Origin of the sequence: Nocardia sp. NPDC101769, from assembly GCF_044766925.1 — a bacterium.
Lineage (GTDB): Bacteria > Actinomycetota > Actinomycetes > Mycobacteriales > Mycobacteriaceae > Nocardia.
On record NZ_JBIWMX010000051.1, the window covers coordinates 1 to 21902 of the forward strand.

The 21902-nt window shown below is 65.1% G+C and carries 21 protein-coding genes; 13 read left to right on the plus strand and 8 right to left on the minus strand.

Annotated elements, in window-relative coordinates:
- Positions 1-188 precede the first annotated feature (188 nt).
- The gene (locus ACIRRA_RS41855) at positions 189-701 is read left to right on the plus strand and encodes an SUKH-3 domain-containing protein (protein WP_402780306.1); all 513 of its coding nucleotides are present in this window, start codon (positions 189-191) and stop codon (positions 699-701) included.
- 80 nt (positions 702-781) lie between these two features.
- Positions 782-1090, plus strand: coding sequence for a hypothetical protein (locus tag ACIRRA_RS41860; protein WP_402780307.1), 309 nt, complete (start codon positions 782-784; stop codon positions 1088-1090).
- A 41-nt stretch (positions 1091-1131) separates the two neighbouring features.
- Here ACIRRA_RS41860 and ACIRRA_RS41865 read toward each other — a convergent pair whose 3' ends face one another.
- Positions 1132-2166: an SEC-C metal-binding domain-containing protein gene (locus ACIRRA_RS41865; protein WP_402780309.1), complete on the minus strand. Its 1035-nt coding sequence runs from the start codon at positions 2164-2166 to the stop codon at positions 1132-1134.
- A 398-nt stretch (positions 2167-2564) separates the two neighbouring features.
- Here ACIRRA_RS41865 and ACIRRA_RS41870 point away from each other — a divergent pair, with 398 nt between their 5' ends.
- The 4 genes from ACIRRA_RS41870 to ACIRRA_RS41885 are packed head-to-tail and all read left to right on the plus strand — an operon-like array spanning position 2565 to position 9149.
- Positions 2565-4040: a DUF3375 domain-containing protein gene (locus tag ACIRRA_RS41870; protein ID WP_402780351.1), complete on the plus strand. Its 1476-nt coding sequence runs from the start codon at positions 2565-2567 to the stop codon at positions 4038-4040.
- Complete coding sequence (locus tag ACIRRA_RS41875) at positions 4037-4642, plus strand: DUF4194 domain-containing protein (protein ID WP_402780311.1); 606 nt, start codon at positions 4037-4039, stop codon at positions 4640-4642. The genes ACIRRA_RS41870 and ACIRRA_RS41875 overlap by 4 nt, the downstream gene beginning before the upstream one ends.
- A complete protein-coding gene (locus ACIRRA_RS41880; protein ID WP_402780313.1) occupies positions 4639-7989 on the plus strand; it encodes an ATP-binding protein in 3351 nt (1116 codons plus the stop codon). Before ACIRRA_RS41875 ends, ACIRRA_RS41880 begins: the two co-directional genes overlap by 4 nt.
- Positions 7986-9149 carry a Wadjet anti-phage system protein JetD domain-containing protein gene (locus ACIRRA_RS41885; protein WP_402780315.1) on the plus strand — a complete coding sequence of 388 codons (1164 nt, stop codon included), beginning with the start codon at positions 7986-7988 and terminating at the stop codon, positions 9147-9149. Before ACIRRA_RS41880 ends, ACIRRA_RS41885 begins: the two co-directional genes overlap by 4 nt.
- A gap of 78 nt (positions 9150-9227) precedes the next feature.
- On the opposite strand, the gene ACIRRA_RS41890 is transcribed toward ACIRRA_RS41885, so the two are convergent.
- On the minus strand, positions 9228-9755 hold the full coding sequence (locus ACIRRA_RS41890; RefSeq protein ID WP_402780318.1) for an SRPBCC family protein: 528 nt from the start codon (positions 9753-9755) through the stop codon (positions 9228-9230).
- Between the two features lie 173 nt (positions 9756-9928).
- Positions 9929-10297, minus strand: a complete 369-nt coding sequence (locus tag ACIRRA_RS41895) for a DUF6463 family protein (RefSeq protein ID WP_402780320.1) — start codon at positions 10295-10297, stop codon at positions 9929-9931.
- Between the two features lie 29 nt (positions 10298-10326).
- On the opposite strand from ACIRRA_RS41895, the gene ACIRRA_RS41900 reads away from it, so the two are divergent.
- Positions 10327-10923 (plus strand): TetR/AcrR family transcriptional regulator, encoded by a 597-nt coding sequence (locus ACIRRA_RS41900; RefSeq protein ID WP_402780322.1) that lies wholly within the window; start codon positions 10327-10329, stop codon positions 10921-10923.
- 635 nt (positions 10924-11558) lie between these two features.
- Here ACIRRA_RS41900 and ACIRRA_RS41905 read toward each other — a convergent pair.
- Together ACIRRA_RS41905 and ACIRRA_RS41910 are read right to left on the minus strand one after the other, a co-directional pair.
- Positions 11559-11813 (minus strand): hypothetical protein, encoded by a 255-nt coding sequence (locus tag ACIRRA_RS41905; protein WP_402780324.1) that lies wholly within the window; start codon positions 11811-11813, stop codon positions 11559-11561.
- Between the two features lie 25 nt (positions 11814-11838).
- A complete protein-coding gene (locus ACIRRA_RS41910; RefSeq protein ID WP_402780326.1) occupies positions 11839-12300 on the minus strand; it encodes a DUF4254 domain-containing protein in 462 nt (153 codons plus the stop codon).
- Positions 12301-12425: 125 nt separating this feature from the next.
- On the opposite strand from ACIRRA_RS41910, the gene ACIRRA_RS41915 reads away from it, so the two are divergent.
- From ACIRRA_RS41915 to ACIRRA_RS41940, 6 genes are all read left to right on the plus strand, one after another.
- A complete protein-coding gene (locus tag ACIRRA_RS41915) occupies positions 12426-13361 on the plus strand; it encodes a helix-turn-helix domain-containing protein (protein WP_402780328.1) in 936 nt (311 codons plus the stop codon).
- Entirely contained in the window at positions 13358-13552 is a 195-nt protein-coding gene (locus ACIRRA_RS41920; RefSeq protein ID WP_402780330.1) for a DUF397 domain-containing protein, read from the plus strand. Before ACIRRA_RS41915 ends, ACIRRA_RS41920 begins: the two co-directional genes overlap by 4 nt.
- A gap of 325 nt (positions 13553-13877) precedes the next feature.
- The gene (locus ACIRRA_RS41925; protein ID WP_402780332.1) at positions 13878-14171 is read left to right on the plus strand and encodes a hypothetical protein; all 294 of its coding nucleotides are present in this window, start codon (positions 13878-13880) and stop codon (positions 14169-14171) included.
- A gap of 223 nt (positions 14172-14394) precedes the next feature.
- On the plus strand, positions 14395-14634 hold the full coding sequence (locus ACIRRA_RS41930; RefSeq protein ID WP_402780334.1) for a hypothetical protein: 240 nt from the start codon (positions 14395-14397) through the stop codon (positions 14632-14634).
- On the plus strand, positions 14631-14840 hold the full coding sequence (locus ACIRRA_RS41935) for a hypothetical protein (RefSeq protein WP_402780336.1): 210 nt from the start codon (positions 14631-14633) through the stop codon (positions 14838-14840). The genes ACIRRA_RS41930 and ACIRRA_RS41935 overlap by 4 nt, the downstream gene beginning before the upstream one ends.
- A gap of 132 nt (positions 14841-14972) precedes the next feature.
- Positions 14973-15395 (plus strand): hypothetical protein, encoded by a 423-nt coding sequence (locus ACIRRA_RS41940; protein ID WP_402780337.1) that lies wholly within the window; start codon positions 14973-14975, stop codon positions 15393-15395.
- A 263-nt stretch (positions 15396-15658) separates the two neighbouring features.
- Here ACIRRA_RS41940 and ACIRRA_RS41945 read toward each other — a convergent pair whose 3' ends face one another.
- The 3 genes from ACIRRA_RS41945 to ACIRRA_RS41955 all read right to left on the minus strand — a co-directional run bounded on the left by ACIRRA_RS41945 (position 15659) and on the right by ACIRRA_RS41955 (position 21864).
- A complete protein-coding gene (locus tag ACIRRA_RS41945; RefSeq protein WP_402780339.1) occupies positions 15659-17194 on the minus strand; it encodes a plasmid pRiA4b ORF-3 family protein in 1536 nt (511 codons plus the stop codon).
- Positions 17195-17659: 465 nt separating this feature from the next.
- Complete coding sequence (locus ACIRRA_RS41950) at positions 17660-19960, minus strand: 2OG-Fe(II) oxygenase (RefSeq protein ID WP_402780341.1); 2301 nt, start codon at positions 19958-19960, stop codon at positions 17660-17662.
- Positions 19957-21864: a plasmid pRiA4b ORF-3 family protein gene (locus ACIRRA_RS41955; RefSeq protein WP_402780343.1), complete on the minus strand. Its 1908-nt coding sequence runs from the start codon at positions 21862-21864 to the stop codon at positions 19957-19959. Before ACIRRA_RS41955 ends, ACIRRA_RS41950 begins: the two co-directional genes overlap by 4 nt.
- Positions 21865-21902: the final 38 nt, after the last annotated feature.

The window sequence follows — 21902 nt, forward strand, 5'->3', positions numbered from 1 at the left end:
CATTCCGAACCCGGAAGCTAAGGCCACCTGCGCCGATGGTACTGCACTCGACAGGGTGTGGGAGAGTAGGACACCGCCGGAACATCCTTCGCGAAGGCCCCCAGCATCAGCTGGGGGCCTTCGGCGTTTTCTGGGCAACTCAACCAAATCGATACGTGCCCAAAGCTATTCAGCTCCGAATAGCCACCATGCGCTTCTATTGGCCGAATCCAATTACGGCACAGGCTCTGACCGCTGCGGGCTGGACGTCGAGTCGGCGAGTCGACATCACCGACTGGATCGACCGTCTGGAAGGCGAAGGCTTCCACGTCTCTCCACCCGCCGCGGCCATTCTCGAGAGCTTCGGCGGCCTCGCCATCCATCCCCCTGAAATCGCGAACGCCCTCTGGCCTGCGGACCCGCTGTTCTTCGACCCCATTGACGTGGCGAATGGCATGTTCGACCGTTATGCCGACTTCGAATCCGCACTAGGCCATCGCATGACTCCCCTCGCCGCCAACTCCAGCGGCACTGCCTTCCTGCTGATCCTCGATGACGGTCGAGTTGTATCGGATAGCATCCGGGCCCTCTGGTTGCTCGGAAATACCTTCCCCCAGGCCCTCGACCTCCTCCTCCGCCGCCACCGCACCCCATATCCGTTGGTTGGACCGGATCGGTTTCGCCCACTGATCGCGGCATCTCACCACAGGGTGGTCGGGTGAGGTACTTCAACACGGCGGGTCCGTGTTACCCGGACCTGCACTACACACTTCCTGCCGAAGAACGACTGCCGGACGCTCGGATGTACATCGAGTTCGGGTTCTTCTTCGTCGTACACGCGCCTCGGCAGAGCGGCAAGACGACAGCTCTGCTGGGATTGTCGCGGGAACTCACCGCTGAGGGGCATTTCCTCGCCTTGTGCGTCTCCTGCGAGACGGGGGAGCCAATGGGCGATGACTACGTCGCTGTCGAGGAAGCACTGCTGGGTCAGATTCGGCAGGCCGCCGAATTGCAAGGCTGGGCACCGGAACTCATGCCGCCTGATCCGTGGCCGGAAGCATCACCCGGTACGCGGCTGAATGGTCGAAGCATCACTCTGCTACGGGCATAACGGCTTCCAGATCGGAAGCTCGCTCTGGCGTGAACCCGCTGTCAGTCCGGCTTGCCGCAGCACTTCTTGTACTTGCGCCCGGAACCGCACCAGCAGGGTTCGTTGCGCCCCGGTGGCCAGGGCGTCGCCGGGTTCGTCCTGATCAGCTGTGTTGCGAATGCTGCTCGGGTCGTGGGTTCTCCGGGGTCGGTATCGGTTTTGGTGGCATATTCGTCGAGGCCGTCCGCAGTGGCCGTAACGATGGAGGGGGACAGGCCCGATTCGGAGCTGCGCAGGGCGCGCTCCACGGCCCGGCGGTGTTCATCGAATGTGCCGTAGGAATCCTGCAACGCGGGCCACCGTCGAATGGCCTGTGCGAACTCGGCTTCCGGGAAGTACAGCATCGCCACCGGAATCGGATGCTGTCGTTCCGGCCGGCCGAGGCGTTCGAGTTTCTCGATCCACTGATGACGATCCCGGTCCACACCCAGGTCGATGTGGTCCTCGGGCAACCCGAGGCGGTGACGGACTCGAGCGCGACCGGAGCCCAGCCGAAATCGGCCCAGTGTTTCGTGAGCATCGTTGTCGGACGGCGATATCCGTGACCGGCTCAGCCCCGCCTCGAACCAGCGCAGCGCGTCGTCCCAGTCCTCGCGCTCCTCGAACGCTTCACCAACGACCTCATACACGAGGTAATCGTCCGGCCCTTCCGCGAACACCACATCCAGCAGGTTCCGCGCTTCCTGCTCTTCCCCATGCCCGAGCAGAAGCGACGCATACCAGACCCGCGCATCCCCGGCGACCTGACCGCCATCTGCGATCGCATCCAGATAACGCCGCCGCGCCCGATCGAACTCCCCGGCAAGCGCCCAATACGAGGCCGCCTCACTGAGGTTCTGCGCGCGCTCGGAGAGCTCTCCCTCCGCGGCTTCCTGCTCATAGTCGCGCGCGATCTCCTCAGGCGGTGCTTCGTCACCGACGAAGTCGTCGGCGAGAAGCCCGAATTCGTCACGCAGCCGGGCATTCTCGGCCTCCAACCGCTCGATCTCCCTTCGCAACCGGCGCCGCTGCTCGTCCTCGTTCGGGTCGCCCGACATCGGGGTCCTTTCCGTGCTGCTCGTCGGCCAATCATTCCATCACGACTTGCCTGTCCGATGCCACGCCGAGTCTCCGGCATACCGATACCTACACATTCCGCGCCATGACCGGACGCGACCTGTGTTCCGAGCCTGCGTTGTATGGCAACGTTCGGCAGGTAATCCGGGTGCCGGATCTTGGAGCCGACGTCGAAGTCTCGGATCAGTCCTGCGTGCTGGTTGAGCCAGCGGATGCAGGTGCCGATCGCGGTCGAGCCGCTACTCGGAAGGGCTCGGCATGTGGGCGGTGCGGTGGAGCTGGCCGGTCTGGTCTCCGGGACCGATCGGCGCTGGGACGTTGTCGGTGTGGTCGCCTAGTATTCCAGCGCCCCACTGGGTTCATCGGAGGATGTGTCATCGTGCGGTTCGAACAACTCGATGCCCTGCGCCGGCAGCCGGCCTGGCGGCTGCTGCGTGCTGACCATGCGCCGCTGGTGCTGTCGTTCCTCGGGCAGGTGTTTGTCGACGATAACGTGCGGGCCATCTCGGCGGCCGAACTGGAGAGTCGGCTCGATGACGAGCTGTACGCACTCAATGAGCGTCTGGGGGAGGGCACGTTCCCCAAGTCGCCTGCGGCGTATCTCAATGATTGGGCCGCACCGGAATCCGGGTGGTTGCGCAAGTACTATCCGCCGGACTCCGACGAGGTGCACTACGACGCGACTCCGGCGGTGGAGAAGGCGCTGGCCTGGGTGAAGTCGATCCAGGACCGATCCTTCGTCGGCACCGAGTCGCGATTGAACACCGTCTTCGAGCTGCTGCGGCAGATGGCGTTCGGTACGGAGAACGATCCGCAGGTGCGTTTGGCGGAGTTGCAGCGGCGGCGGGACGCGATCGATGCGGAGATCGAGGCGGTGCGCCGGGGGCGTTTCGAGGTGTTGGAGCCGGCGGCTCAGCGTGACCGTTATCAGCAGTTCGTCTCGACCGCACGGGAGCTGCTCGCCGACTTCCGTGAGGTGGAGGCGAATTTCCGGCAGCTCGATCGGGATCTGCGCGCGCAGATCGCCACCTGGTCGGGTGCGAAGGGGCAGTTGCTGGATGAGCTACTGGGCAACCGGAATTCGATCGCGGATTCCGATCAGGGCCGCAGTTTCCAGGCGTTCTACGACTTCTTGTTATCGCATGACCGGCAGGTCGAATTCGCCGAACTGCTGGCCAAGGTGCAGGTGCTCGACGCTGTCGACGCGGACCCGCGGATGCGGCGAATCCATCACGACTGGCTGGCAGCGGGCAGCCGCACCCAGGCGACCGTTCGGCTGCTGTCGGAGCAGCTGCGCCGGTTCCTCGACGATCAGGTGTGGCTGGAGAACCGGCGCGTCATGGACATTCTGCGCAGTATCGAGTCGAATGCGTTGCGGGTCAAGGACATCCGCGATCCACAGCTGGAGGTCGAAATCGACGCCACCGCCCCGGAAGTGGTACTGCCGATGGAACGGCCGCTGTATCGGCCGGTGGACAAGGCGCCGCTGGTGAGCACAGGCATTGTGGAGGCCGCCGAGGAGGTGGACGCGGACTTACTCTTCGAGCAGGTCTTCGTGGATCCCGCGCGGCTGGTGGACGGCGTGTGTGCGGCGTTGCGGGCGCGCGGGCAGATCGGGCTGACCGAACTGCTCGAGCGGAATCCGCTCGAACAGGGCCTGGCCGAACTCGTCACCTATCTGTCGCTGGCGGACCCGGGATTCGCCGTGGTCTTCGATGAGCACACCCGTGAGCGGGTGCAGTGGCGCGATGCGGACGGAAATTCGCGGCAGGCCGAGATACCGCGGGTGACTTTCACCCGATCCGATTCGACTGAGGAGACGACGATGATTGCGCCCACCGAGGATCTGCGTTGACCGCGCCCGCCGTCGAGCCCGACCTGTCGGTCGTCGTCACCCAGCTGCTGAAAGGCGTGCTGTACCAGGACACGCACGACCGCCAGTGGCGGCAGTTGCTGGCCCTGCAGGCTCAGGTCCGCGACTATGTCCGGGTCATCGGCCTGACGGTGTTCATCGATGAATCGGAGGGTTATGCCTTCCTGCGGTCGCGCCCCGACCTCGAGGACGAGGAGGGCCCGGCCATCCCGCGCCTGATTCCCCGTCGCGCCCTGTCGTTTCCGGTGAGTCTGCTGCTGGCATTGCTGCGCAAGAAGCTGGCCGAGCACGATGCCAAGGACGGCGACGCCAGGCTGATGCTCACCCGCGAGCAGATCGTGGAGACGGTAAGGGTGTTCCAGCCCGAATCCAGCAATGAGGCTCGCCTGGTCGAGCAGATCGACACCCAGATCAACAAGGTGGTCGAGCTCGGATTCCTGCGCCGGCTCAAGGCTTCCGGGTCAGTGGACACCTTCGAGGTGCGGCGGGTGCTCAAGGCGTTCGTCGACGCGCAGTGGCTGTCGGAGTTCGATGAGCGGCTGGCCGAGTACGCGGCGACACTGTCGGGTGGGGAGGACCGATGATCGGCGACCCAGCACCCGGCTACCGGCTCGACCGCCTCGAGCTCTACAACTGGGGCACTTTCGATCAGCGGGTATGGCGTTACGAATTGGGCGGTCGCAACGGATTGCTCACCGGCGATATCGGTTCCGGCAAATCGACCGTCGTGGACGCCATCACCACGCTGCTGCTGCCCGCCCACCGGATCTCCTACAACAAGGCCGCGGGCGCGGAAACCCGTGAGCGCGATCTGCGTTCGTATGTGCTGGGCCATTACAAATCCGAGCGCAATGAGTCCCTCGGCACCAGCCGCCCGGTCGGATTGCGTGATCGCACGTCGTTCTCTGTGATCCTGGGCGTGTTCGCCAACCGCGGCTTCGACGCCACGGTCACGCTGGCGCAGGTGTTCTGGTTCAAGGACCAGGGCGGCGCGGGGCAGCCGGACCGTTTCTTCGTCACAGCCGATACCGCGTTGAGCATCGCAGCCGACTTCGCCGATTTCGGCGGGGATATCGCGGCGTTGAAACGCCGGCTGCGCAAGTCCGGTGCGACCGTCCGCGACGCATTCCCGGACTACGGCAAGGACTTTCGGCGTCTGCTGGGCATCGAGTCCGAGCAGGCGATGGAGTTGTTCCACCAGACCGTGTCCATGAAATCGGTGGGCAATCTGAACGATTTCGTGCGCAATCACATGCTCGAACCATTCGATGCCGACACCGCAATCAAGGGTCTGATCGACCATTTCGAGGACCTGACCAAAGCTCATGACGCCGTGGTGCGCGCACGTGACCAACTGTCGCTGCTGGATCCATTGCTCGCCGATTGCGACGAGTACCGCAGGCTCGCCGACGAGATCGACGCCGTGCGCTCCCGCCGAGACGCACTACCCTACTATTTCGCCGACCGCAAGCGCACACTGCTGACCGCGGAGGTCGAACGCCGTCGCGCCGACGCGGATGAGGTCGGCGAGCTGCTGCGACGGAACAAGGAAGAGGTCAAACGCCTGCGCGCCGAGAGCAGCCGGCTCGAGTTGGAGCGGGCCGGCCACGGCGGCAACCGGATCAGCGAGATCGATCGCGAGATCGAAGACTGCGCCCGCACCCGCGATGAACGGCAGTATCGCGCAAAGCGTTTCGCTGAACTGCTGGGCGAGGTCGGGCTGCGGTCGGTGGAGAACTCCGAGCAGTTCACCGCGCGCCTGCGCGAGGTGAGTGACCGCGCGGCCGGGGTAGAGGATGAGCGAACCGAACGCCAGAACACCCTGACCGAGGTGGCGGTGCAGCTCAGGGGCGCCGAGGACGAGGCCCGCGACATCAACGCCGAACTGCGCAGTCTGCGGGAGCGCCCGAGCAATATTCCGGCCCGCCAACTGGATCTGCGTCGCCGCCTGTGCGCAGAACTGGGCATCGACGAGGCCGACCTGCCCTATGCTGGTGAGCTCATCCAGGTTCGTGCCGAACAGTCCGCCTGGGAAGGCGCCGCCGAGCGCCTGCTGCACGGCTTCGGTCTGGCGCTGCTGGTGTCGGGCGATCATTATGCGGCGGTGTCGGATTGGATCGAGGGCCACCATCTCGACGGCCGCCTGGTCTACTTCAAGGTTCCCGCCGCCGTCGTCGAACGCCCCGCCGAGGTGGGGGTCCGCTCGCTGTATTCGAAGCTGGAGATCAAGGATTCGCCGTTCGCGGACTGGCTGGATCGCGAGCTGCGCCACCGCGCCGACTACGAGTGCGTCGAATCCATGCCCGAGTTCCGTCGCGCCCGCACCGCCATCACCAAGGCCGGCCAGATCAAAGGCGGTCGCGGACGGCACGAGAAGGACGACCGGTTCCGCATCGACGACCGCCGCCACTATGTGCTCGGCTGGAGCAATGAGAGCAAGATCGAGGCGCTGCTGGGTGAGGCCGGCCGGATCGCGCGGCTGCTCGACACACTGCAGGTCACGCAGCGAGACGCGAAGGCGAAACTGGCCGAACTGAACTCCTTCTCGTCCGCGGCGGACAAGCTGGTCGAGTTTCGTGCCTTCTCCGACATCGACTGGCCGGCCATGGTGGGACGCATCGCCGACCTGGAGGCGGAACGGCAGCAGATCGAGCGATCCTCGAATGCCTTGCGGGAGATCGCGACACAGTTGGAACAGGTCAACATCGGGTTGGCTGACGCGGATGCCGCTGTCGAGCGGCTCAGCGGCGAGCTCGGCGCGATCGAGCGTGAGATCGGTACCGCGGAGGCCACGCTGTCGGATCTGGCGGAGCTGCTGACGCAGTCGGAATACGACTCGTCGGTCGCGCTGTTCCCCGCGATCGAGCAGGCGGCGCGGCGGCACCGTGCCGATACCGTACCCGCCTGTGATCAGGCACAGTCCCGGATCACCGCCGAATTGACCGGCCGTGCGGAGGGTTTCACCCGCGAGCAACGAGGTGCGGGCAATCGCGCCGTCACCAAGATGACTGGATTCCGGGTCCGGTATCCGCTGGAAACCGAGGAACTGGATGACAGCGTGGAATCCGCGGACGGCTACCGCCAGCTGCACCGCCGTCTGGCCGAAGACGACCTGCCCCGTTTCGAAGCCGATTTCAAGAACTACCTGAACACCAACACGATTCGGGATATCGCCGGGTTCTACGCCCAGCTCGGCAATCAAGTGGAGCTGATCAGGGAACGGATCGAGATCATCAACAAGTCGCTGGCGGGGATTCCCTACAACCCGGGCCGCTATATCCGCCTGGAGTTGCAGCCGACCTCGAATGTCGAAATCCGTGACTTCCGCGCCGAGCTGCGGGAATGCACCTCCGGTGCGGTCGGCGACGGCGACGATCAGTACTCGGAGCAGAAGTTCCTGCAGGTGAAGGCGATCATTGAACGCTTCCGCGGCCGAGAGGGCCAGACCGAGGCCGACCGGTCATGGACGCGCCGTGTCACCGATGTGCGCAACTGGTTCGTCTTCGCCGCCTCCGAACGCTGGCTCGAGGACGACACCGAACACGAGAACTACACCGATTCCGGCGGGAAGTCCGGCGGTCAGAAGGAGAAGCTGGCCTACACGATTCTCGCCGCGTCGCTGGCCTACCAGTTCAAACTCGACTGGGAGGCGGTGCGGTCCAAGACCTTCCGATTCGTGGTGATCGACGAGGCGTTCGGCCGCGGCTCCGACGAATCGACCCGCTTCGCGCTGGGCCTGTTCGGCAGGCTCGGACTGCAGTTGCTGATCGTCACGCCGCTGCAGAAGATCCATGTGATCGAACCGTTCGTGTCGTCGGTCGGATTCGTGGACAACAAGTCCGGCGCGTACTCGCGGATGCAGACGCTCACGATCGAGGAGTACCGGCAGCGGCAACTGAGCCACGCACTCGAGACCGGGGGATCGGTGTGACCGGCTGGACGACGCGCGCCGACGTGGTCGCGAAACTGCGGCGGCGCTGGGATTCCGGCGACTTCCTCGCGGCGTACGCTGCGGATGCGCCGCTGCTCCCGCTCGAGGTGCCGCTGCGTGGTCCCGGCCCGCGCGAGCTCGCGGGGGACCTGGCCGCCGCGCAGGAGTGGGCGGCACAGTGGCGCAAGGCGAATGGCATCCGCCTGGAATATCAGCGAGTGGGCGGTCGGCTCATCGGCGCCAACGAACTGCCGCGCCGGGTGTGGATCGACGAGTGGCCGCAGCTGTGGTCACTGCTCGGTGTCACCGCGGCCGTCGACAGCTACTCCTGCCTGCTCGACCGCACCCGCACAGCCGCTCCTGCGCTGACCGCATGGATGCTGGACAAGCCCCATGAGGTGCTGGCGCTGGCCGGCGAATGGGATCGCGTTGTGGCGACGGTGCGGTGGATCGACACGTCCGCTCCGCCCGGTACGTTCTTGCGCCAGGTCGATGTTCCCGGTGTGGACACCAAGTTCATCGAACGCCATCGAGCCGTGCTGTCGCGGCTGCTGGATTGCCAGCTACCCGCCCACCGCATCGACACCGATTGTCCGCCATCGGATTTCATCGGTCGCTACCGCTTCCGGCGCAAACCGCAATACGTGCGCTTCCGCTGGCTCGATCCCCGGTGCCGCACCGGCGGTTTCACCGAAATCACCGTGCGTGCGGACGAATTCGCCTCCACCCCACCGGTAGCGGAATCGATCGTCATCGTCGAGAACGAGACCACCTACCTCGCCCTGCCCCCGACCGAGAACACCGTCGCCATCTTCGGCGGCGGCTACGCCCTGACCCGCCTCGACGCCCTATCCTGGCTGACCGACCGCCGCGTCCGCTACTGGGGCGATATCGATACCCATGGCTTCGCCATCCTCGACCGATTGCGCCGCACCTTCCCGCACACCGAATCGATGCTCATGGATCGCCCCACACTCCTGGCCCACGAAACCCAATGGGTACAGGAGAACTCGCCCACAATCGCAATCCTCGACCACCTGCGGCCCGCGGAATCGGAGCTGTACCAGGATCTGGTGGAGAACACCTTCGGCCCGTCGGTTCGGCTGGAGCAGGAGCGGATCCGCTACGCGTCGATCGAATCCGCCCTGCGTGACGAATGAGGTCGTCGGCGTCACAGCGGCGCATTCGCCGCTGCTCTCGCGGTTGAGCAGCAGGATCACGAAGACGTCCGAGGTGCGTCAGACGGGTCGCGGTTCCGGCTGCCGCGGTGTCGGATCGGAATTCCGCTGCAGCACAGCGCGCAGCAAGCGCACATAGGGACTCCAGCGGGCGGGGCGGCGCACGGTCCCGGTGAGCTCGCGCTCGGCTTGGTCGAGGATGTCCTCCAGGCAGGCGTCGTGCAGCCAGCGGACGACCAGCGGCCACAGCAGCCGGGCGCTGCCACGCAGCCGCATCGCGATGAGATGGGTCAAAACGACCGTGCCATCGGAGTCGGTGTGGATAGCCAACTCGTGAAATCCATCGAATCCGGCGGGAGCAGTGCAGCGGAAGCGGATCCAGCGGCCCGGCTGATACTGCTCGACCGTCTCGCGGATCAGGCCGTGGCCGCCGACCGCGCCGATGGACAGCGGGCGGTCGAACCGCATCGGGGGCCAGTCCTGTCTCGGCCAGAGCCGATCGTCGTCGCTGCTCAGCGTGTCGAGCAGCGCGGCGGCCTCCGCCTCCGAGACGGGCAGGCGACGGGTATGGAGGTTGATGACGGCCATCGTGGATCACCCTTTCGGTCGCGGGAAGTCCTGTTGGACAGGCGTCCCACGCTATTTCGAATCAAGATGCTTCTTCTGCATGAAATGTGGCAGCCGCTGCCTCGGTTGTGTCACAACCAAACACGACATGATCGCGCGGTGGCGCTCCACGTCCGGCCCGCTGACCAGCGGCATCATCGAAGTTCGGCGGGAGTACCAGACCTCTTGGCCCCGGCGTTCCGCTTTCTGATCCATCCGCGGACGCCGACCGCGAGGGGCGCGAGGAGTGTGAGAAAGCCCGATACGGGCTCGAAGGCGAGCCCGAAGCCCGTCAGGACAGCGGTTGCGGCGAGGATCGGCGAGGTCACGTAGCCGCGCGCCCGTTCAACCTCGATGACGGTGATCCCGAGGGCGACCCCGGCGACCCCGAACCCGGTGAACCAGAACGACAGGTCGGTGTCCTGGTCCTTCGTGGCCCACACGACGATGCCGAGTGCGGTGTGTGCTGCGCCGATGAAGACGAGCATGCTGCCGACTACCGGGAACCCTGTTTTGGAATACACATTCGTAAACTAGGCCCTAGACTGTCCCCGTGGCAAGACCCCGGCGATTCACCGACGATCAGGTCCTCGACGCGGCGCGCGACCTGCTGGCCGACCCGGCGATCACCCGGCCGGGTATCGCCGCGATCAGCACTGCCTCCGGCGTGCCCACCGGATCGATCTACGTGCGCTTCGCCTCCCGCGACGAGCTGCTCGCGCGGCTATGGCTGCGCTCCATCCGCCGCTTCCAGGCCGGCCTCGTCGAGGCGCTGGCCGGGCCCGACCCGCTGCTCGCCGCCGCCGTATACCTGCCGCGCTATTGCCGCGACCACCCGACCGAGGCGCGAGCGATGAAGATGTTCCACCGTGACGAGCTGCTCGGAGTAGGCCCGGACGACCTGCGGGCCGCGATCACCACCGTCAACGACGACCTGGACGCCGCCCTGCGCGACGCTGTCGTCGCCGAGTTCGACACCGCGGACGATCGCGGTATGGCCATCGCGATCGCAGCGGTCAAAGCCATTCCGTACGGCCTGGTTCGCGACTTCATCGCACGGGCTTCGCCCATACCGGACTGGGTGGACGGCGTCGTCGCCACCGCATCGGCTGCCGTCGTACGCGAATTCGGCCACGCCCAAATTCGTTGATCAAGTAAGTTGTGGACATCGCGTGGTGCGGGCACGGGGCGGCCGGTGGCCGAGGGGGTATCGACCAAACCGCAGTCCATCCTCTGTCGAGCGTGGCCACCACCAATTCAGTTGTGCCCCGCACAAACACAACATGATCACGCCACGGCCGCTCCGCATCCAGCGCCCTCGCCAGCGGCGTCATCGATCGCGAAGTCCGGCCGAGTACCAGGCGGCAGTTGGCCCCCATCACAGCCAGCTCGGCGGTCGTATTCTATGGGACGCCAACGGGGGTTCAGGCGACCCGAACTATCGGCTCTGGCCTTGGTGATTGCTGCGACGGCCTGCGCTGTGCGTTTCTTCGAAAGAAACTGTCCCACATACAGGTACATCACGATCGTGGCGATCCCGGCCCATACTGCACCGGCGCCGACACAACTGCGGAAGCGGACCCGCAGGTCGTGACACCGCACCCGCAGCGTCGCGCGATCAGTTGATGACGAAGGGCAGCACGGCAGTACACATGGGGCGCCTGCTCATGGACATCACGCGGCCTGGGGCATATCGAGGAAGACGGATTCGTACGCGCTCGTGAGCCGGATTCGGATGGTCTCGGGAGTGTCGGCGCGGTGCACCGAGGGTCTGTCGAGGTGCGCCTACGGTCGCGGCGACATGCGGCCGCTCGGTGGGAAGGGACGCTGGGGTCTGTTGTGCCGGGTGGGGACTGCCGGCCGGGTGTGCGGTGATCTGTGGCTGTGCCGGGGGCGTTCGTGTTCGATGCGGGAGGTGATGGCGGCGACGGTCCAGCCGTCGGTGGCAGGGTGGTAGGGGCGCGGGTCAGGGGGCAGGAACCACATAGTGGCGCTGCCCGCGGTCAGGCCGAGGATGAACGCGAGTGCGATGACGGTCATCGTGCACTTCCTTCCGTGGGAGCGGTCACATGTGCTGGTGTGGAAGGTCTTCCGGGTGGGGAGCGAGGGAGTAGGGGACGCGGCGGGTGCGGGCGGCAAGCTCGTGCGAGAGATCGGCGTAGGCGAGGGACAGCTCGGCCAGCCGGGTCCAAACGTGGTGCCGTCGGCATTCGGGTGTCGCTCCGTCCGCGGTGCGGGCGGCGACCGAGAGCCCGGCGATCCGGTCGACGACCATGCCGAGGGTCTCGGTGTGCAGGGCCGCGGCGGCGAACGGCCGGGGCAGCCGGGTGGCTGCCCAGCGGTCGATATCGCGGATCAATCGGCTACGGGCGCAATCGATTTCGGGTAGCTCGGCCGGGTCTGCGGCGAGCCGCGCTTCGTGGAGGCTGGCCAGTTCGTAAGCGGCCTGCAATAGCGGGTGGGATAGGGCGATGGTGCCGGCGCAGGCGTCCAGGAGCAGATCTTTGGACGGCAGAGGTGTGGTCATTCGTTGCTCCCCTCGGCTTTTCGCGTTCGTGAGCTCAGTAGACACCTGCGGCAATAGAATTGGGAATGTCCAGTCAGGTTTGACTAAAAAATCGCTAGCGTTCCAGCCAGGGCATTCCACGATGGATGCACCCAGATAGCGAGGCAAACGAAATGGTCGGATCATCGCTTCCCAGAAGGGCTCTCGGCCGTCGGCTGCGTAGTTACCGAGAACAAGCAAGGAAGAGTCAATTAGCGGCCGGGCTGCACATCGATCTATCGCCGCAGAGCATTGGTCGGATCGAGGATGGGCGGAAGGTGAAGCTCGCGACCGGCCAGATTCGGGATCTGCTCGATCTTTACGGAGTGCCCACCGAGGGCGGTGAGCGTGAGGAGATCCTCGGACTGTGGCAGGAAGCCAAGGAACAGGCGCAGGCGGCCAAGCTCGCTGGTACGACCAAGGGGTGGTGGCAGGCATATACCGACCAGTACGCACCGCATTTCGACCACTATCTGGGGTTGGAAGCCGTCGCCACTCGCTTGACCACACATCAGGTCGTGCTGTTGCCAGGACTCCTGCAGACCACCGGATACCGCAGGGCGGTCAGTCGAATCGCCTACCCGGATCACTCCGAGGCAGACATTGCACGGCGATTGGAGCTGGCTTCTCATCGGCAGGTTCGGTTGGCGGACACGAACTTTCGTGTCGATGTCTTTCTCTCGGAGGGTGTCCTCCGGCATACTCCCGGCGGCCCGTCGGTCATGCGCGAACAGTTGCGCCACCTCCTCGAGGTGGCCGACACTCGCCCCAACGTGACTATTCGAGTGGTGCCCCTGGATTCCGGTAGTCACCTCGGCCTGGTCGTCCAGTCATTCACCCTGCTGGAGTTTCCGCCCTTCGCGGACCATCTCGTCGAGCCTCCGGTTGTATATGTGGAGGGTTTCGAGGGTGGGCTGTACCTGGAGCGCGCCGACATGATCGACCGGCATCGTCAGGCGATCGCCGACATTCAGCGGGTAGCGTTGACCAAGGAAGGCACCGAGCAGTTGGTGCAGCAGATTGCAGAGGAGTGCAAGGCGTGACTGTAGATCTGTCCAGCGCCGACTGGTTCAAGAGCACGTACAGCCAGCCCAACGCGGACTGCGTCGAGATCGCCCACCTGTCGGCCGGAGCGGTGGGCGTCCGTGATTCGAAGGATCCCACCGGACCCGCACTTGTGTTCTCCGGAGAACAGTGGGATCGCTTCCTCTCCAGCGGAATCTGGCGGGCCTGAACGGTTTTCACGGCCGGGGCCGAAGATCGGTTGACGGTGCGGCGAGCCCCGGATTCGCCGGATGCTGTTTCGGGCACCGGGAAATGCGCTCGCCGTTGGCCGGATCCCAGCCGACATCGCGTTGCTGCCCTGCCTCTATCTCTTGGCCGTGCTGAGCGACCCGCCGCGATCCTCGATCGGATCGTTGCTCGTGTTTGCTGTACTGGACATGGGGGCACGAGCTGCCTCCGCGGGAGAAGCATCAGGATTCTCAGACCGTCCAAGCGTCGAAGACGAATCTTCATACGCCACAGGCGTTACTGGGATTGATGGAGGAGGTGAGCAGATGGCAGCCGGAATCGATTGCTCCGATTCAGTGATCGAGCATGCGGCGGTCTTGACACCGTCCAACATCGCTCAATTCCTCGCGACGCACAACTGGACCTGCCGGGCGGACAGGCAGTTCGACCAGGTATGGGTATATGGGGAGCAGGTCGGGCTGTCCCTCGGCCTCGCCGTACTTGGTATCGCGCTGCTGATCAACGATTGGAGCCCCACCCGGGCTGTGTTCTTCGCACTCGGCTGGGCGGCCGTGACAATGTTCCTGGTAATCGTCCAGCGGCGACGAAACCAGGAGTGACCGTGCTGAACCATCGAACGGCCAGCCGTCTCCGAATGTTGGGCGGCTGACCGACCGCCATCGTTCAGGGAGGATCAGGAGAATGAGCGATGCCCACGTGGTCTACTGCTGGTTCTATGTCCGGTCCCCGTCCGTGAAACAGCCTGGCGCATACCGGTACCGGCGAATCTGGCTGGACTCCCCAAACAGTGACGGCGCCCTGGTAACACCCCACCCTCCGTCGATGGGCGACACCCTCTTCCTGTATGACAGCGAAATCCCGGATCTGGCGGGCACGTTCCGCGTGATCGGACGCGACTGGATCTACACGCAGTATGGGTCAGCGAGCTGGCCGTTCGGCGAACCAGAGCCGAAGAAGCCCAGCGTCCTCCAGGTGCTCCTCGAACCCGCTGACGAATTCCTCCACAACGAGGAACCCGCAGACGACGAGGATGAGCGGGCCGACGAGGAATCCGCAGCATGAGCGAGGAGCCCACCTACATCGTCGGGTTCATCTCCGAGGGCAAGTTCCACGGCCCGGAGTGGGAACCGAATTCCCTCGCGGATAGCCGCGCCGAAGCTCACCGCGAATTAGGGATGATCCGCGAAGACGACGACGTCAACCCTTGGGCGGTCTATCGCTTGGTGAAGGATGAGCCGGCCGCCGGTGGGATACAACAACGCGACTGAGGTGTCCTGGTTGTGCCGTGTGCGTGACATCGTGTGCCATCTGCGCAAAAGTGCGTTGCGTTCGCCGATAGTGCGCGGCATCGTCCACGAAGATCAAGGGCTCCAACACCTTTCCCACGAAACCGAGAGCCGATGACCAACCCCAGTCAATGGCTGCCCGCGCAGATCCCCTCGACCGCGCCGCCCGCCCCCGCACCTATGCCGTTCGCGCCAGCCCCGCTCGTGAGCATCGGCGACATAACCGTGCTCCAGGGGGTGATCATCACGCCTTCTGGGCAGATGCCCTTGAAAGGCGCGGGATGGACCGCCGTCGACAACTCACGAACCGAGACCAAGATGCCTGCCTACGCGATCGTGCTGGCGATCCTGTTGTTCCCCGTGTGCTTTGCTGGCTTGCTCTTCCTACTGATCAAGGAAACCAAGTTCTCGGGCTACATCGAGGTCAGCGTCGCCAACGCAGGCCGGTACCACCAGACGCTGATTCCCGTGCTCAGACCCGAGACGTTCGCGGAGGTCATGTCCCGCGTCAGCTACGCGCGCTCAGTCAGCATGTGACAGCAAATCGACCGGAAAACCAAGATCTCGGTGTGGAATCCGACGGCGACAATCAGTCATCGTCAAGCCGGCCCAGATAGTCCTCGACCACAACGACAGCTTCGACCACGGCCGACTCAGTCTTGGCAACCTGACTTCGGCCAGAGTTTGTCGCGTTTAAGGGCACCGGGGGTGTTTTCGTTCTCGGGAACGGGCGCAATAATCCTTTGGCACACAGCAGCGATGGCGCGGCCCGCGCTGTCGTTGTCATGAAGAGGGCTTCGCTATCGCGTCGCTGTCGGCGTCTCCCACAGTATGGATCGGGCGAACTCGATGGCTTCCGGGCTGAATCGGCGTTCGAATGTGTCTCGCTCCCGCAATGTTAGATTCATTCGCTCGAAGACATCGTTCAGGCTTCTGGTCATGGAGGTGAGGTCGCGCCCGTTGAGCGGGCTGCCGTCGGCGCGCGTCCAGTCTGCGGCTGTGAGGATTTCGGCGACGGTGTTTTCGACGCCCTCGGTGACGCCTGCCGCGATGGTTATCAGGTAGAGCAGGGGCGTTTCTTCGCCGTACTTCCCGATCTGGGTGGCGGTCTTTGCGGCCAGGTGGGACCACAGGCCGATCGGATTGTTCACGAGCGCACGGCCTTTGGGGGTAGGCAGTAGCTTGCCGCGGTATTTGCGGACCAGGCCCATGCGTTGCGCCGACTCCCGCAGCAGCGCCACCGGCGGTGTCAGATCCTCCCGATTGCCTTTCCCGATCCAGCGCTCGTCCATGCGCAGTTCATCGAAGACGGCCGCCACCACGGCGGGTGGAAGGTAGCCCGCCGCGGTCAGGGTGGCGCCGTCGGTGCCGATGTGCTCGAGGAGCACGGTGTAGGGGCGTACGGCTGGGGCGGCGACCGCCTCGTCGATGTGGGGCGGTGCATCGAGTGGTATTCGATTGATCATCTGCCGCACGTGATTTTGCGCTGCGAGCGGCATTGTTCGCATCAGTGTGACGACGTCGCGCATGAGTTCTGGAAGATCTGCCTCGGCCGAGTCGCCCGGTCCCGCCGGTCGCAGTGCCGGAGTCGGGGTGTCGATCTCGGCGAGATTCTCGTTGATCGCGTCCGGATCGAATGGCACCGGGGCGTAGTAGTCCGTATCGATGTCCTCGCCGTACATTTCCCGGTATTCGATGACCGCCATCGCATGATCGGAATGCGCGGGATCTATTGCCGCGACGACCAATTCGTAGCCGCCCACCCCGCCGCAATCCTCGGGCGGGCCAGGCCGGCGACCATCCGTGCACCGGGCCCGCGGCGCGCCGGGCTGGTGTGGCAGAACAGCCTCCAACGAGACCACGTGCTGCCAGTCGTCACCGAAGTCATAGCAGTAGTGCAGGATATCGCCGACGTCTACCAGGACCTCATCCAGTCGGACATGCTCCTCCGGGATTCCGGGTCCGCCTTGCTCTGCTTGAAATGGGCACAGGTAGTACTCGGTGCGCCGGTCGTAATACCGTGGCCCGCTGCCGAACTGGTGCAGGTGACTGTCCGTCCAGCCGAACGCGATTTGAATGACGGCGTGAAGTTCGTCGAGAAACAGATCCGACGAGAGTTCGAGCCGCCGCCAGAGCGGCGGTGCGGTATCCGCGAGCTCGATCCGAACGCGATACGTCACCAAGTCGCTGCGCCGCGGCCGGCGCCGCGAGGGCACCGGCGCCTCATCTACGCCGCGCGGCCCCGCCGCACCCAATTGCGCGATCAGGGCGGTCAGACCTTCCGGAGGAAGGTTTGCGAGCACTTCCTCGATGGTCTGTTGTGGGTCGCGGGGCATGCCCGGAACGCTACTCCACCGTCGACCGGTGGCGGCCGGACTGAGTGCATGCGTGCGCGTCGAGGTCTGGTTGCGCGACCGGGACACCATGACGTGCCTCGGCAGCCCTGTTCATGAGCCGCCTTCGGCCGGATGCCCACGATCGCGATCCTCGACCACCTGCGGCCCGCGGAATCGGAGCTGTATCGGGACCTGGTGGAGCACACCTTCGGCCCGTCGGTCGGTTGGAGCAGGAGCGGATCCGCTACGCGTCCATCGAATCGGCACTGTGCGACGAATGAGCGGCAGTTCGCCGCGCTGGTGTCGCAGACCGAGCCGCGAGGCAGGCGTTCTGTGCCGGCTCTCGCCGTGCAGGGTTCTGTGACAGGCCGCACGTAACGGCATTCGAATTGCGATATCGGCACAATACTCCGGTACCTGATTCGAGAATGTCTGTACCACACCAGTTTTCAGGGCTTCGGATGTTCATTGCAGCCAGGCGAGGTCCGCTTCGTCGCGTTGGCGGGACTGCTTCTCGGCCTCGAAGAGCGCCTCGGTTTTGGTGAGTACGAGAGTGAACGGCCTTCCGGTGCGGACGGTGCGGTGAGTGACCGGAAGCTCTTCGGTGTCGATCCGGCTGTGGATATGGCGGCGGCTGTCCTTTTTCAGCGGCCAGGCGAGCTCGCGCTCAGCGGGATCGGTGAGGAAGGCCGACAGCGTCGCGCACAGGTCGCAGCATCGGAGAGGGCGTGTGGGGATCGACCAGTCGTCGTGGGCGCGCGGCGGCAACGCGACTCGGGCGGAGAGTCGATCGGCGCAGTGCTGCCCGAGCTGGTCCAGCGCCGCCGGGAGCGGCATATCGCCCGATGTCCGGCGGAGGATCTGAACTGCGCAGCTGAGCAGCTTGTCATCGGCGCGGAGCGCCGAAACGACGGCGTGACGCGGATCGTCGGCCGCGACGATCTCGGTGGCCGCGAGGAACGCCGCCACCGGGTCGACCAGTACGGCCTGTCGCGACTCGCGGGCGCTGGGCCGGGGATCGTGAAGTGTATGGGTGATTTCGGTGGCGTACCAAGCTCCGACCCGACTTAAGATACGGTCTGCGAGCCGCATGCCGTCGGAGTCCTCCGCCGTCCGCAAGCCCTCACTCAGCGCAACGAGCGCATCGACGGTCCAGCGAAGGCGGCGCTCATCGCCCCGATAGTCGTAGCGGGACTTCGACATACACCAGTTATCGAGCAGGCGATCGGCCCATTCGTCGCCGTAGCGCGTGGTGAGCGTCACGAGATCAGGTGCGTGCACGGCGGTCAATGACTCGAGATGCAGGGGCCGCAGCAGCCTTGCCGCCGAGTCCGCGTCGTCGAGACCGGTCGCCACTCGCACTGCGGTCACCACGATCCCCGGCGTCTGGGTGTCGCCGCCGACGGTGGTGTCCCAGAACGGCTCCAGTGTTCGCGCCGAGCTGCGGGCACCTTCGAGGTCGTGGTCGGCGATCTGTTCCGTGAGTGTCGCCAGTGCCCATTGCGCGGAGGCTTCGGCGTGTACCGTGAAGGCGCGCGATCGGGGCCAGATGACGACGGCAGCACGCCGGTACCAGCGGTCCATCGTATTGCCGTAATTGCCCATGTAGCCTTCGTATTCCGAATCGTACGGCTCGAGCTGCGCGGTGGGCGTCGTCGCGCAGACTTCGTCGTCGTCGACTGCGACGACAAGCGGGGCGGCTGGATTGCCGGATACATCGATGGACGATTCGAGAGTGATCACCGATTCGATCAGTTCGTTCGCTTGCGGGGACCGGGTGTTGGCGTGGCGATAGCTCCAGCTGTCCCACTGGTCGTCAACGCAATCCCAGGTCTCTCGGATGGCTGCCAGCGCCAACGCTGTGTCGCAGTTCGACCGATCAGCCGCTGCTCGCAGCATCGTGGCCCGTGCCGCATCGGTGCCCTTGAGCCTGGACCAATCGAGCCCGCGGGCCGTGTATTGGTGATCCAGGAGATACACCAACCGGTTCGGTGGCCGACCGACCCGTTGGCCCCAGCGCGCCGCGCTCGGCTTCTGAAAGTGTTCGCGCAACCGTTCGGTCATTTCGGAATCGGCCGCGATCGCGGGGCGCGGTGACACAGCATGCTCGGTAGCGACCAGCAGGTTGTAGGTCAGCACGATTCGGTGGCCGGAGCGGATCGGCCGAACCTCGTGCATACAATCGGCGTAGAACGCGACGAAGGTCAATCTGTCTTTCGCCCAGCGGTATTCCACGTGCTCGGTGCCGTGTTCGACGGCCAGGGAGCCGCCGGTGAACGTGCTGGGCAGGGTGACCACCAGCGAAGCCACCATGGCGTCGGACTTCTCCGAGTCCTGGTGGGGTCGGAAGAACTGGCCCGGCGTGTACACCAGCATGGAATGCAGTTCGGCCGTCAGCCGAACTCCCGCCGGCAGCCCGAGGTCGGCGGCGACCTCGGTCAGAATGGGGCGCAACGTCCGATTCCAGCGGCGTTTGTCGATCTTCACCCGGCTGCGGGGGATCTCCCACGTATCACGGACCGCCCGGTCGAGCAGGGTCTGTTCCCGCAACCCGTAGCGCGCGGGCCGGGCGACCCGCAACAGTTCCCGTGCCTGCTCGGCGCATATCGGCATCCGCAGTGGCCCGACATCTTTGACGTCGATCAGCAGATCGTCTGCGGTGGCGGTGTGCCGGGTGCAGAACGAACCGGAGCCGTGGGTCTGCGCCAGCGCTTCGGCGATGCGCACGCGCGGCGGCGTCGCGCGTCGAGATTCCTTCGGTGTCACCGCGCTTCCGCCCCGGCAAGCGTACGGAGCTGGTGGTTCACGGTGTCCTGGACGAACGGCACGGGGTCCTCGGGGTAATCGGGATTGTAGTCCTCGAGTGGGTGGTCGCCGCGTCCGTCGACGCACACGGGGTGAGCGATCTCGGCGGAATCGATTCTCTCGAGCGTGATTTCGTGGCGGTGACAGTCGCCGAGATCGTAAGTGTAGGTGATCGTCGATGTGGGCGCGGGCAGAGCGCGGTTGACCCGATAGGCGTATTCGTCGCCGCAGTCGTCCAGATCGAAGAACGGGTCGGCGTATCGGCGACCGGCGGCGTCGAACACATGCAGATGATCGCCACTCCAGTTGAACAGAACCTGGATCGCATGGTGCAGTTCGCCGAGGGACATGTTCGCGGGAACCCGCACTCGCCGCCAAACCCGCCCGGACAGTGCGATTTTCAATTGATAGGCCGGAATCGGAGGCCAATCGGCGCCGATGGCCGCCAACAGTTCATCGCTGTCGGGATGGCCGGACGCACGCACCGATGCGACGATGTCGTCCGCGCCAGCGCCGAGCAGCGTATACCTGGCGTCGACGACGCCGAATCGTTCGAGGTCGGCCAGCGCGGAGTCGACTACGATCCAGTGCAGAATCCGTTCGTCCAGGGCGGGGGATCCTTCGGCGAGCGCGAATCGTGCGTGCGGGCCGAGCATCCCGTACTCGAGCACCTCCTTCCACAGTCCCGGCACGTCATAAGCCGAGACGATCTCCACGCCGAGGAGACGGCCCGCCGGCGACGCGGTTTCGGCGGCGTTCAGCAATTCCCGCAGCGGGCCCGTGCCCGAAAACCTCTGCGCCGCCAGCCATCGCTGGGCGTACTTCCACGATTCCGCCTCGGGCAGCCGGGCCAGGACGGCCAGCAGCGCAGCGGCCGGCAGATCGGCGTCCATGGGCGGCGGTACTCGCCTGCCGAGCTCGTCGCGCGCGTACTCGGCCAGCGGTGTCGCCGACAGCCGATGGTCGAGCGCGCCGAATTCGCGCAGGATCTCGACAACCGTGTTCACGGGATGCCTCGGCGAGCGTTCCAGCCCATGGGAGTGGTAGTCCCAGTCCCCACGTGCCCGCATCGTGTCGCCGACGAGATCGGGCAGATCCTCGATCGGGACGCGGTGCGCTGTCACCGTGGCCAGCGTCACCTGACAGACGATTCGGGCGTCGGCCTGACATGGATCGTGAACCTGTTCGCGCACAACATCTTCCAACGCGGCCAGCCATTCGCGTGCACCGGGCTCGGGTGCCGGCTCGACACGGACCGCCCTCGCGCCGGAGCGGGTGATCAACCCCGCCGCCATCGCGACGAGCCATCGGCGATGGACCATGGGAGCATCGCTCGCCCGGCGGACTTGCGCGGGACACCGCAGCCTCAGGCATCCCGCCAACTCCGGCACGGACGCGGGCTTCAACGCACCGCCTGCCGTGGTCGGGCGTCCGGCTCCCACCCAATCGGCGACGGCCAGCGCGTCCGCGAAAACCGTTGAACCACACACCAAGGACGACAAGTCCGCATTCATCCGACGATGGTAAAGCCTCGGCGTGGGGTGAGAAGCGCCGCCCGATCCGGCCGCAGTAGTAGATCCAGCATCTTGTAGTTGGTGAGCAGAATGTCCGGCGGCGAATTGTGCATGAGCCACCGATCGGTGATGAGCGCCTCGGCCGTATCCATGGTCCGCCCGCCGGAGGACTGCTGGGCAGTCCGTGTAGGGCTCCACGGTGATCCCGGCACTGGTTGTGACACTGGCGGCGACTTCTGCCTCGGCCCTGGGTTGTTCACAAATTGCCGGAATGTGCTTGGATTCCGATCTTGATCTCGGATGGACCGATCGCAGTGCACGCGGTGCAGTTGATCGGCTGCGCGGTGTCATCGTGTAGAGCGGCGTTGTGTAGCCAGATGATTGCCATT

Bases quoted from the DNA above. Each gene is read 5' to 3' on its own strand.
- ACIRRA_RS41855 (WP_402780306.1), top strand. From the start codon at position 189: ATGCGCTTCTATTGGCCGAATCCAATTACGGCACAGGCTCTGACCGCT.
- ACIRRA_RS41860 (WP_402780307.1), top strand. From the start codon at position 782: ATGTACATCGAGTTCGGGTTCTTCTTCGTCGTACACGCGCCTCGGCAG.
- ACIRRA_RS41865 (WP_402780309.1), bottom strand. From the start codon at position 2,166: ATGTCGGGCGACCCGAACGAGGACGAGCAGCGGCGCCGGTTGCGAAGG.
- ACIRRA_RS41880 (WP_402780313.1), top strand. From the start codon at position 4,639: ATGATCGGCGACCCAGCACCCGGCTACCGGCTCGACCGCCTCGAGCTC.
- ACIRRA_RS41890 (WP_402780318.1), bottom strand. From the start codon at position 9,755: ATGGCCGTCATCAACCTCCATACCCGTCGCCTGCCCGTCTCGGAGGCG.
- ACIRRA_RS41905 (WP_402780324.1), bottom strand. From the start codon at position 11,813: ATGACCGTCATCGCACTCGCGTTCATCCTCGGCCTGACCGCGGGCAGC.
- ACIRRA_RS41910 (WP_402780326.1), bottom strand. From the start codon at position 12,300: ATGACCACACCTCTGCCGTCCAAAGATCTGCTCCTGGACGCCTGCGCC.
- ACIRRA_RS41915 (WP_402780328.1), top strand. From the start codon at position 12,426: ATGCACCCAGATAGCGAGGCAAACGAAATGGTCGGATCATCGCTTCCC.
- ACIRRA_RS41925 (WP_402780332.1), top strand. From the start codon at position 13,878: ATGGCAGCCGGAATCGATTGCTCCGATTCAGTGATCGAGCATGCGGCG.
- ACIRRA_RS41930 (WP_402780334.1), top strand. From the start codon at position 14,395: ATGGGCGACACCCTCTTCCTGTATGACAGCGAAATCCCGGATCTGGCG.
- ACIRRA_RS41935 (WP_402780336.1), top strand. From the start codon at position 14,631: ATGAGCGAGGAGCCCACCTACATCGTCGGGTTCATCTCCGAGGGCAAG.
- ACIRRA_RS41940 (WP_402780337.1), top strand. From the start codon at position 14,973: ATGACCAACCCCAGTCAATGGCTGCCCGCGCAGATCCCCTCGACCGCG.
- ACIRRA_RS41945 (WP_402780339.1), bottom strand. From the start codon at position 17,194: ATGCCCCGCGACCCACAACAGACCATCGAGGAAGTGCTCGCAAACCTT.
- ACIRRA_RS41955 (WP_402780343.1), bottom strand. From the start codon at position 21,864: ATGACACCGCGCAGCCGATCAACTGCACCGCGTGCACTGCGATCGGTC.